This is a genomic window from Asticcacaulis sp. (assembly GCF_020217185.1).
In the GTDB taxonomy this organism is placed as follows: Bacteria; Pseudomonadota; Alphaproteobacteria; order Caulobacterales; family Caulobacteraceae; genus Asticcacaulis.
The window spans coordinates 1-10000 of sequence record NZ_JAIWNX010000210.1; the positions used below are offsets into that span (position 1 = coordinate 1).

At 61.1% G+C, this 10000-nt stretch carries 11 protein-coding genes and 1 riboswitch; of the genes, 5 read left to right on the plus strand and 6 right to left on the minus strand.

The window, feature by feature from the left end; genetic code table 11:
* Together LDL37_RS10380 and LDL37_RS10385 are read right to left on the minus strand one after the other, a co-directional pair.
* A partial coding sequence (locus tag LDL37_RS10380; protein WP_290797726.1) for an MmcQ/YjbR family DNA-binding protein occupies positions 1-352 on the minus strand: 352 nt, incomplete at its 3' end.
* A 49-nt stretch (positions 353-401) separates the two neighbouring features.
* The gene (locus LDL37_RS10385; protein ID WP_290797728.1) at positions 402-2081 is read right to left on the minus strand and encodes a homoserine dehydrogenase; all 1680 of its coding nucleotides are present in this window, start codon (positions 2079-2081) and stop codon (positions 402-404) included.
* A 162-nt stretch (positions 2082-2243) separates the two neighbouring features.
* Between LDL37_RS10385 and LDL37_RS10390 the strand changes: the two genes are divergently transcribed.
* Complete coding sequence (locus tag LDL37_RS10390; RefSeq protein WP_290797731.1) at positions 2244-3140, plus strand: DMT family transporter; 897 nt, start codon at positions 2244-2246, stop codon at positions 3138-3140.
* On the opposite strand, the gene LDL37_RS10395 is transcribed toward LDL37_RS10390, so the two are convergent.
* Together LDL37_RS10395 and LDL37_RS10400 are read right to left on the minus strand one after the other, a co-directional pair.
* Positions 3137-3886 (minus strand): SDR family NAD(P)-dependent oxidoreductase, encoded by a 750-nt coding sequence (locus tag LDL37_RS10395; RefSeq protein ID WP_290797734.1) that lies wholly within the window; start codon positions 3884-3886, stop codon positions 3137-3139. The two genes, LDL37_RS10390 and LDL37_RS10395, sit on opposite strands and share 4 nt — an antisense overlap.
* Positions 3883-4413, minus strand: coding sequence for a chalcone isomerase family protein (locus tag LDL37_RS10400; RefSeq protein WP_290797736.1), 531 nt, complete (start codon positions 4411-4413; stop codon positions 3883-3885). The genes LDL37_RS10395 and LDL37_RS10400 overlap by 4 nt, the downstream gene beginning before the upstream one ends.
* 118 nt (positions 4414-4531) lie before the next feature.
* A riboswitch (SAM riboswitch) is annotated at positions 4532-4637 on the plus strand.
* Positions 4638-4723: 86 nt separating this feature from the next.
* Between LDL37_RS10400 and LDL37_RS10405 the strand changes: the two genes are divergently transcribed.
* Positions 4724-5707 carry a homoserine O-succinyltransferase gene (locus LDL37_RS10405; protein WP_290797740.1) on the plus strand — a complete coding sequence of 328 codons (984 nt, stop codon included), beginning with the start codon at positions 4724-4726 and terminating at the stop codon, positions 5705-5707.
* Between the two features lie 36 nt (positions 5708-5743).
* Complete coding sequence (gene metB / locus LDL37_RS10410) at positions 5744-6907, plus strand: cystathionine gamma-synthase (protein WP_290797743.1); 1164 nt, start codon at positions 5744-5746, stop codon at positions 6905-6907.
* Here the strand turns inward: metB and LDL37_RS10415 are convergent.
* Positions 6904-7569, minus strand: coding sequence for a GNAT family protein (locus tag LDL37_RS10415; protein ID WP_126419973.1), 666 nt, complete (start codon positions 7567-7569; stop codon positions 6904-6906). The two genes, metB and LDL37_RS10415, sit on opposite strands and share 4 nt — an antisense overlap.
* A gap of 70 nt (positions 7570-7639) precedes the next feature.
* Here LDL37_RS10415 and mgrA point away from each other — a divergent pair, with 70 nt between their 5' ends.
* On the plus strand, positions 7640-8704 hold the full coding sequence (mgrA, locus tag LDL37_RS10420; RefSeq protein WP_290797746.1) for an L-glyceraldehyde 3-phosphate reductase: 1065 nt from the start codon (positions 7640-7642) through the stop codon (positions 8702-8704).
* A 58-nt stretch (positions 8705-8762) separates the two neighbouring features.
* Here the strand turns inward: mgrA and LDL37_RS10425 are convergent, their stop codons facing one another.
* The gene (locus tag LDL37_RS10425) at positions 8763-9221 is read right to left on the minus strand and encodes an organic hydroperoxide resistance protein (protein WP_290797748.1); all 459 of its coding nucleotides are present in this window, start codon (positions 9219-9221) and stop codon (positions 8763-8765) included.
* 158 nt (positions 9222-9379) lie between these two features.
* On the opposite strand from LDL37_RS10425, the gene LDL37_RS10430 reads away from it, so the two are divergent.
* Entirely contained in the window at positions 9380-9832 is a 453-nt protein-coding gene (locus LDL37_RS10430; RefSeq protein ID WP_290797751.1) for a MarR family transcriptional regulator, read from the plus strand.
* Positions 9833-10000: the final 168 nt, after the last annotated feature.

Sequence of the window (10000 nt, forward strand, 5' to 3'; positions counted from 1 at the left end):
GCCCTAATTCCTTCTGTTTCTTTCTCGACAGGCCGTCGGCGACCAGACGATGCGAGTCGGTGATGAGACCACGCAACTCCTCGTCGGACATCTGATCACCGGTATAATACTGTATCCAGCTCATGCCGCGCGACGCCAGATAGGGAGCCGGGCGGCAATCGGGATGATCGCGCAAAATTTCAAACGTCATGGGAGAGACCTTGACGCTAAACGATACATGCCCGTCGGGTTGCGTGCCCGCAATAACGAAGACCTTGCCCCCCACCTTCCACACATCGTGTTCACCCCACTGCACCACATGGGTGGCAGCGGTGAGCGACTGGCAGAAGCTATTGAGGTCTTCGAGGGTCATGAAATTACATATAACACCTCCACCGATTTCAAGGGAGGCGCTTAAAACATCACCCCTTCAAACCGCGGGCGATCTCCAGCGTGTCGGCCAGCAGCGATTCCGACGTCGGCCAGGCCCCGGCCCCCTTGCCCGTCACGTACCAGAACTCACCGTTTTCCAGCTCGATAATGGCGCGGTTCTGCTCGCCCTTGGCACCCACCAGATAGTGATCGGCAGGAAGTTCCTCCAGCTTCATCGACACCTCAAGGCCCTTAGGCGTCATGATGGCACGCGCCACGTAGCGCAGGCCCTTGCCCTTGGGGATGACCAGCGACTCCGCCGTGATGGCCCCCACCTCAACGTGCACGGGCGTCACGCCGGGGAAGGCGATTTCGCGCAGCAGGCGAAGCTTGGCCCCCACATCCGTGCCATCGAGATCAGCCGTGGAGTCCGGCTCGGCAAAGCCCAGACGGCGCGCCTCATCCATGGCCGCATCGAAGGTCTTACCCGCTTCGACCTGATCAATCACGAAGTTGGAGGTGCCGTTGACCACCCCGGCAATGCTCTTGATCTTGTGCGCCTTGACGGCGCGCAGCAGGGCTTCGATGACCGGGGCCCCGCCACCGACCGAAGCCGAATAGGTCAGCGCCGCGCCCGACGCCCTGGCGGCGTCCTTCAGCTTGCCCTGAACGGCGGCCACCGCCTGCTTGTTGGCAGACGTTACGCCGACGCCCAGTTTGAGAAACTGCTCCAGAAGTTCCGCCGACGGCGACACGCCGGTGCCGATATCGACGAACACATCGACATCCGCGCGAGCAAAGTTACGCGCATCCGAGGTGAACTTGCCGGCCAGCGGATGGTCGCGACGCTTCGACGGATCGCGCACCAGCACGCGATCGACCTCGATCAGGTCCGACCATTCGAGGCAGCGTTGCAGAAACATCGAGCCGACGCCCCCCGCCCCCATCACCGCCACGCGGATCTTGCGCGCAAAACCCGGCGTCTTGCGTTCCGCCGTTTTGGCGCCCAGCACGGTCTCATAGCCGCGCGCCATGCCGGCGACCTCGACCTCCAGCCCGTGCTCGTGGGCGTATTTCATGGCCTTGGCCTGCACGACGGGGAAGGCGATCTTTTCGGCCTCTTCCCACGACAGGGCGGCGTAGGGCTTGGCCGTATCGGGATAGGTATTGGGGTCGATATCATAGACCGCATCGACGTCCTTGTTGAGACGCACGCGCGCCTCGACATCGGCATCACGCAGGGCCTTTCCGATAAAGACGGCGGTCAGGTCCGAGCCCCCCCGCCCCAGCAGCACGGGCTCACCGGCCGCGTTTTCAGCCACATAGCCCGGCACCACCACCAGATCACAGGCCTTCAGGTCGTTGATCAGCACCTCGGTCTTCAGGCTGACCGGCTGAGCATTGAAATGATCCCCTTCGGCGGTCAGGCCGATTTCGGCCACCGAACGAAAGCGCGTCACGATCCCCGACCGCTCGCAGGCCATGGCGAACAGGGTCGAGGCCTTCATTTCTCCGGTCGCCAGCAGGTGCGGCGTCGCCGAAGAGGCCGAGGCCTGCGTATAGCCAACAGCCAGACGCATCAGCTGGTCTGTCTCACCCTTGAAGGCCGAAATAACGGCAATCACCTTGTGCGCGTCGCGCACATAGCGATAGACCTCGGACACGGCGCGGTGCAGGGCCGCTTCGGAGGTCAGAACCGAACCACCGAATTTCACAACAAGGGTAGACATGTTTTCAGATCCTTATTCCTATCGCCCTTACGGCAGGCGGGTAAGCATGGCGTTATAAGTCTTTTCAACGAATTCAAAGAAAAAAGATAAGCCGCGCCCCGTTTTTCGTGTTAAGCGCGCGACGACGGAGAGAAGTCGTTGCAACAGTATCTAAAATCATCCGTGAGCCTTAGGGCCTATGCCTGCCTGCTGATCGCCTCGATCCTGTGGGCGGGCAATATGGTGTCGGGCAAGCTGGCCGTGGGGCACATCAGCCCGGCCCTGCTGTCGGCCGCACGCTGGATATTGGCGGCGCTGATGATCTTTGCCCTCTCCGTTAAGCCATTGCGCCGCGACTGGCCCGTCATCCGTCAGCACCTGCCTCTGCTTCTGGCCTATGGCTTCTTCGGTTTCGCGTCGTTCAATATCCTGCTCTACACCGCGCTGGAGCACACCAGCGCCATCAATGTGGTGATCGAAGACGCCGGTATTCCTCTGGTGATTATGGGGCTGAACTACGCGCTTTATCGCATCACAGCGTCCTGGGCGCAGGTGGCGGGCTTTGGCGTTACCGCCATCGGCGTCATGCTGACGGCCACGCATGGCGATCTGCGCAATATTGTGCGGCTGGACCTCAATCTCGGCGACGCCCTGATGCTGCTGGCCGTCATCAATTACGGGGCCTATACGATCGCCCTGCGCTATAAGCCGGCGATCCACTGGCAAAGCCTGATGGCCATTCCGACCCTCGGGGCCATTATGGCCGCCCTGCCCTATCTGCTGTGGATGTCGCGCGATACCGGCATCGTCTGGCCCGATACCACCGGATGGCTGATCGTGCTCTATACGGGATTGCTGCCCTCACTGGTGGCGCAAGTCTGCTATGTGTGGGGTGTTGAACTGATCGGGGCCAACCGGGCCGGCCTGTTCATCAACACCATCCCCCTGTTCGGGGTGATCCTGTCGGTTCTGATCCTGCGCGAGCCTTTGCACGGGTTTCACTTCTGGGCACTGGCTCTGGTCGTTGCCGGTATCGTGCTGGCCGAATGGGGCCGCCCGAAACCCTCGCAACCTACCTAACGCATCCCTTTGACAGTATTGAAATAAAGACCGTCGGGCAGCAGGGCCAGAAGTTTGACCATCCGCGTAAAGCCCTTGGGGAAGTGGATTTCGAAGCGTTTGCTGTCCAACTCGCGCGCAATGGCGCGGGCGGCCTTTTCCGGCGTAATCATCATCGGCATTTCAAAACCGTTCTTGTCCGTCAGGCGCGTTTTGACAAAGCCCGGATTGATGACCTTGATATCCAGTCGGTCGCCGTGTTCGGCGCGCAAAGAGGTGGCCAGAGAAATCACCCCCGCCTTGGTGGCCGCATAGGGCTGACCATTGGGCAGGCCGCGATAACCCGCCACTGAGGCACACAAGGCGATCTGACCTTTTTCCGCCATGACCGGCAGGGCGGCCTCCACGACATAAAAGGCCCCTTTCAGGTTGGTATCGACGATCCGTCCCATGTCACCGAGGTCGATCTGCCCCAGCTTCATCGGCGTGTAGGCTCCGGCAAAAAACAGCACCCGGTCGAGCGGCCCCACCGTGTCCTTCAACCATATGGCTGAGCGGGCCACCGCCGGGCCGTCCGATACATCGAGCGGCAGGACGCGATGCCCGCGGCCCTTCAGGCGTTTGCAGATCGTCTCCAGCGCCTCGGCATTGCGCGCTGACAGGATGATTTCCTCACCCCGCGCCGCCAGCCGTTCGGCCAGAGCTTCGCCTATGCCGCTGGACGCGCCGATGATCCATGTGCGTTTGGGTGTCTTGCGCGGGCTCATGCATCCCCCAGTAGTTTGGAGCGCAGCGCTTTCGACGAGGTCCGACTGCCCAGCCAGATATCGAAAAACAGGCGCGTAAATTGCGTATCACGGATGGTGCCGATCGAACGGCCGTTGTGAATGAACTGGGCGTGACCGTCGGCGGTGCGTACACCCGTAATATAGGCGCCCGAACGAATATCAGGGAAAATGGCGCTCATCTGCTGTCGCCACTCTTCCAGTTTGCTCTTATCCGAAAAGCCCTGCTTGCGGATTTCGGCCACCGAATGATCCACAATGTGCTTCGCGGTGATGTTTCGGAGATAGTCCAGCCTCAGGGCGAATGGCTTTTGCGGATCATAGCGGCCATTGGGCGCATAGAGGCTGGCGTCAAAGATTGACAGGCCTAGCACGCTGTAGCGGCCCTTACCGACCAGCTTGCCGTCAGGCACGCCTGCCGGAACCTCGGCATACACGCCAAAGGCAGTGATCGAGAGGGGCAGAGCCCCAAGAGAGGCCAGAACGGCGCGACGTATGATTTGGGTCATAACGTCACTACGCACGAAGGTCGCAACCGGATGACCTGTTTATGCGCGTCTTATGCGATACGCCTCATCTCTATCCCCCTCTTGACGACAAAGCCGGCTTCGGCGCATAAGCGCACATAACTCATCGAGACCAGCCGAGGGACAGGCCCGACGACGCTGGGGCAACCGCCGAACCTTCGGAATGGTGCCAACTCCTGCGGAAGTGCGCTTCCGACAGATGAGAGAAGCGACAGCGGCGGTGTGGCCGTGTCTTCTCCCGACTGGTCCGTTGAGCCCCTGTTTTGCACCGGACCACCGAGCTTTTACCGCTATGAGCTTTATCAAACCGCACACCCAGCCCGATCTGACCGGAACCGACATCCGCGTCGATATTCCGGACGACTTCCGTTTGCAAAGCGGGCAAAGGCTGGAGCAGACCGACGTCGTGGCGCGCCTCTACGGCCCGGCCGATGGCCGTGTGGTGGTGGCCGCGGGTGGCATTTCCGCCGGGCGCATCCTGTTCGCCAAGGAGGATTCGACCGACACCGCCCCCGGCTGGTGGGAGGGCGTAGCGGGCCCCGGTGAAGCGCTCGATCTCAACGTTTTTCGCGTCCTGTCCATCGAATTTGCGCCGCGTCTGCCCGCCTCTCAGGTCTATACCATCACCACACACGATCAGGCGCGTTTGGTGAAGCTGATCCTCAATCACCTTGAGGTGGCTCATGTGTTTGCCTTTATCGGGGCGTCTTACGGGGCGATGATCGGGCTGGCCTTTGCTGAGCTTTATCCCGACTATATCGACCGCGTTTGCTGCATTTCGGCAGCGCACAGGGCGCACCCCATGGCCACGGCCATGCGCGGACTGCAACGCCGCCTGCTAAAGTTCGGTCTCGACACGGGCCGCGAACAGGAAGGCATTTCACTGGCGCGGCAACTGGCCATGACCACCTACCGTTCCGAAGCCGAGTTTTCCGAACGCTTTGATGGCCCGGCCCCCGATTGGGCGGGCGAAAACTATACGGTGTGCGGCTATCTTCGGGCGCGCGGCGACGCCTATACGTCGAACGCCAATCGCTGGATATCCATGTCGGATTCGCTGGATCGTCACCGCGTAGATCCGACGAAGATCAAGGCCAGGGTGTTTCTGGCCGCCGTGCCGACGGACAGGCTGGTTCCCTATTCCGACATGCAGACCCTGCATGAGACGCTGACGGACAGCGTCTTTATCGACTTTCCCTCACTTTATGGGCACGATGCTTTTTTGAAAGAAATCAGTCTGGTGTCCGATATAGTTCGCACATCACTTAAGGATTAGCCGACGTCCCCAAAACGAGCGCCGGCAGGAACGAAAATGTCAAAAGATTATCTCAAAGACGCCAAACTCGGCACCAAGGTCATCAATATCGGTATCGACAGCGACCGCGCGCATGGGGCGGTCATGCCGCCGATCTACCTGTCGTCCAACTATTCCTTCGCCGGTTTCGGGCAAAAGCGCGGCTATGACTATGCCCGCTCCGGCAATCCGACGCGCGACATCATCGCCGACGTGATTGCCGAACTGGAAGGCGGGGCGGGTGCCGTGATGACCGCCTCCGGCCTCGCGGCGCTGGACCTTCTGTGGCAGGACCTGCCCAATAAGCGCGTGATCGTGCCGCACGACTGCTACGGTGGTACGCAGCGCCTGCTCAATGCCCGCCATCGTCAAGGATTGATCGAAGTCGTCTATGTCGATCAGGGCGACGATGCGGCTATGGAGTCCGCCCTGTCGCAGCCCGCGGGTCTGCTGCTGCTGGAAACGCCGTCCAACCCGCTGATGCGCCTCATCGATCTCGAAAAGTTGATCGCGCTGGGCCACGCCGCCGGGGCAAAGGTCGCCGTGGATAACACCTTCCTGTCACCCGCCCTGCAAAACCCCATCGCCTTCGGGGCCGATTTCGTCATCCATTCGACGACCAAATATATCAACGGCCATTCGGACGTCATCGGCGGCGGGCTGGTCTGCACGACGGCAGAAGACGTCACCACCTATCGCTGGTGGGCCAACTGCCTCGGTTCGACGCCGGGCGCGTTTGACTCCTACATGACCCTGCGCGGCGTGCGCACGCTTTTCGTGCGCGTCAAGCAGCAGCAGGAGTCGGCGCAGGCCATTGCCGAATTCCTCGACGCCCACCCCGCCGTATCGCGCGTCTTCTATCCCGGCCTGCCCTCACACCCGCAGCACGCACTGGCCAAGCGTCAGCAAAAGGGCTTCGGCGCCATGATGAGCTTCGAACTGGCCGGCGGGCTTGAGGCCGTCAAGCGCGTGTTTGACGTGATCGAACTGTTCAGTCTGGCCGAAAGTCTGGGCGGCGTCGAAAGCCTGATCGTGCATCCGGGGTCGATGACCCACGCGGCCATGTCGCCGGAAGCGCAGGCCACGGCGGGGATTACCGAGGGGCTGCTGCGCCTGTCGATCGGTCTCGAAGACCCGACGGACCTGATCGCCGCCCTCGACCGCGCCTTGCGGGTGGCCTAACCCTGTTTGGTCTTGAGGCGGAAAATCTGGCGACCCGTGCCATCGAAATTGGCCGGGTCGAGCCAGGCCTCGTAGGCAGAGCGAATGCGCGGCCATTCCGAGTCAATGATTGAAAACCACGCCGTATCGCGGTTTTCGCCCTTCGTCACCATGTCGTTGCGGAAGGTGCCTTCATAGGTAAAACCAAACCGTTCCGCCGCCCGCATAGACGCCCGGTTGGCCGCATTGCACTTCCATTCAAAGCGCCGATAGCCCAGTTCGTCGAAAAGATAGCGCGCCATCAGAAACACAGCTTCGGTGGCCAGAGCCGTGCGTTGTAAGGCGCGCCCAAACAGCACCGCACCGATTTCGGCGCTGCCCTGCGCCTCACGAATACGCATGAAGGAGGCCATACCCATGACCACCCCGCGCGGATTGAGGATGACCTGCGTTTCCCAGCCTTCCTGAGCGCGTTTGGCTTCGTACTCGCGTTGAAAAACGGCCTCACCCACATAGGGACCGAGCGGCATATAACGCCACAGGTCGCCATTGGCCTCACCCCCGGCCACGGCATAAAGCCCCGACAGGTGGCGCGCCCAGTCGAGCGGTTCCAGATGGCCATAGCGGCCCACAAAGGTCTTCGCCGCCGGTCGCGGACGCGGCGTCCAGTTTTCAAGACTCATGGCTTATCCCTACTTCCCAACCGCCCTAAACCATCCTAACCCTAGCGGCAATGAAAACCGGGAGCGCCCCATGACCTATTCCGCCGCCGACACGCGCTATCACGCCATGCCCTATCGCCGCTGTGGCACGTCGGGTTTGAAACTGCCCGCCATATCGCTGGGGCTGTGGCATAATTTCGGCGATATCGACCGCCTCGATACGCAACGTGCCCTGCTGCGTGCCGCCTTTGACCGGGGCGTCACTCACTTCGATCTGGCCAATAATTACGGCCCGCCGCCAGGCTCAGCCGAAGTGAACTTCGGGCGCATTTTCGCCGAAGATTTCAAGCCTTATCGTGATGAGCTGATCATATCGTCCAAGGCCGGCTGGCAGATGTGGGACGGCCCCTACGGCTCCATGACCGGTACGCGCAAGCACCTGATCGCGTCCTGCGACCAGAGCCTGAAGCGTATGGGGCTCGACTATGTTGATATCTTCTATTCGCACCGCCCGGACCCGCATACGCCGCTGGAAGAAACCATGGGCGCGCTGGCGACGCTGGTCCAGCAGGGCAAGGCGCTCTATGTCGGCATTTCCAACTATGGGCCGGACCTGACGCAAAAGGCGGCCGATATTCTCAAATCTCTGGGGGTACCGCTGCTGATCAGCCAGCCGAACTACAGCCTGCTGGATCGCTGGATCGAACCGGCGCTGCTGGAGGCCAATGCGCGCAACGGCATCGGCACCATCGTCTTTTCCCCTCTGGCGCAGGGCTTTCTGAGCGACAAGTATCTGAACGGTCTGCCCGAAGAGTCACGCGCTGCCCGCCTCGACTGGGTGCGCGCCGGACTGACCGACGCCAAGCTGGCCCTGATCCGTCAGCTCAATGAACTGGCGAAGGCGCGCGGGCAATCTCTGGCGCGCATGGCTCTGGCCTGGACGTTGAAGGACGCGCGGGTCACCTCGACCCTGATTGGAGCGCGCACGGTCGGGCAACTGACCGACAGCCTCGGCGCGCTGGACAATCTCAGCTTCAGCGAGGCGGAACTGACGCAACTGGATCGGCTAACCCGCGACGCCCTGCCCGGCATCTTCACGGCCCCGCCGAAATCCACTGGTCAGGACCTGATCGACAACCCGCACTTCAAAGCCTGAAAAAAAAGCGCCGGAGACACCTCCGGCGCTTTTATTTTCAATCCGTTAGGCGCAAAACCTACTGCGCGACGATGACTTCGCCCGACGTCGCCTTGTGGATCAGGGTGACGTTGATATTGCCGCGCGTTGCGTTCGAATAGGGGCAGACCACGTGTGCGGCTTCGATCAGGTCGCGCGCCGCCTCGTCCGGGACGCCCGGCAGGTTGACCTTCAGCGTGACTTCGAGGCCGAACCCGTTGGGAATCTGCCCGATGCCGACCGCAGCGTCGATCGAGGCGTCGGCGGGAACGGCGACCTTCTTCTGACCGCCAACGAACTTCAGGGCACCGATAAAGCAGGCGGCGTAGCCAGAGGCAAACAGTTGCTCCGGATTGGTGCCTTCCCCGCCACCGCCGCCCAGTTCCTTCGGCGTCGAGAGCTTGACCGACAGGCGGCCATCAGGGGTGGAGGCTGTGCCTTCGCGGCCGCCGGTGGCCGTAGCGTGAGCGGTGTAGAGCGCGGTGATCGAGGTGGTCATATCAGGTTTCCTTTGCGGTTGAAGTCGATGAAGAACAGCCAGCGGCGTGTCTGAAACCTAGATAGATTGCGCACAATCTTTTGTCAATTGCATAGCGTGCAATTTAATTGATTTTAAGCGATTTTTGTGTTATCCCTTTGCCAAGTCAGGAGAAAATCATGTCCTCGCCCCTCATCCCCGTGGAAATGCGCCTCGAAAACCAGATATGTTTTGCTGTCCACAGCGCGGCGCACGCCTTTGCGCAGGCCTATAAGCCCCTGCTGGAACCCCTGGGCCTGACCTATCCGCAGTATCTGGTCATGCTGCTGCTGTGGGAGAAGGACGACCGGTCGGTGAGCGAACTGGGCACGCCGCTGTTTCTGGACTCCGGCACGCTGACGCCACTGCTCAAACGCCTTCAGACGCAAGGGCTGATCGACCGCACCCGCGACCGCAGGGACGAGCGCGTCACCCGCATCACCCTGACGGATAAGGGCAAGGCGCTGGCTAAACAAGGGCAATCCATTCCGCAGGCCATGCTGTGCGCCATGGGCAATATGGACCTGCCGCACCTGATCGCCCTGCGTGATCAGGTCAAGGCCTTGGGCCAGACCCTGCGCACGGCGGCTTGAGCGGAATGATTCCGTTAGCAATCATTCCGCTCTGAGCACAGTTAGAGCATTCGTCGGCTAAGTTGAGCCGCCGAATGGCTCTAATTATTTCTAACGCCTCATGTTTTTCCGAAAAGTGGTGTCCACTTTTCGGCATGAGGCTCTAGTCCGCCTTTTTCAGGTCGATGA

Excerpts from the sequence above, each read along its gene's own strand:
- LDL37_RS10385 (WP_290797728.1), bottom strand. The coding sequence starts at position 2,081 with ATGTCTACCCTTGTTGTGAAATTCGGTGGTTCGGTTCTGACCTCCGAA.
- LDL37_RS10395 (WP_290797734.1), bottom strand. The coding sequence starts at position 3,886 with ATGAGCCCGCGCAAGACACCCAAACGCACATGGATCATCGGCGCGTCC.
- LDL37_RS10400 (WP_290797736.1), bottom strand. The coding sequence starts at position 4,413 with ATGACCCAAATCATACGTCGCGCCGTTCTGGCCTCTCTTGGGGCTCTG.
- LDL37_RS10405 (WP_290797740.1), top strand. The coding sequence starts at position 4,724 with ATGAGCTTTATCAAACCGCACACCCAGCCCGATCTGACCGGAACCGAC.
- metB (WP_290797743.1), top strand. The coding sequence starts at position 5,744 with ATGTCAAAAGATTATCTCAAAGACGCCAAACTCGGCACCAAGGTCATC.
- LDL37_RS10415 (WP_126419973.1), bottom strand. The coding sequence starts at position 7,569 with ATGAGTCTTGAAAACTGGACGCCGCGTCCGCGACCGGCGGCGAAGACC.
- mgrA (WP_290797746.1), top strand. The coding sequence starts at position 7,640 with ATGACCTATTCCGCCGCCGACACGCGCTATCACGCCATGCCCTATCGC.
- LDL37_RS10425 (WP_290797748.1), bottom strand. The coding sequence starts at position 9,221 with ATGACCACCTCGATCACCGCGCTCTACACCGCTCACGCTACGGCCACC.
- LDL37_RS10430 (WP_290797751.1), top strand. The coding sequence starts at position 9,380 with ATGTCCTCGCCCCTCATCCCCGTGGAAATGCGCCTCGAAAACCAGATA.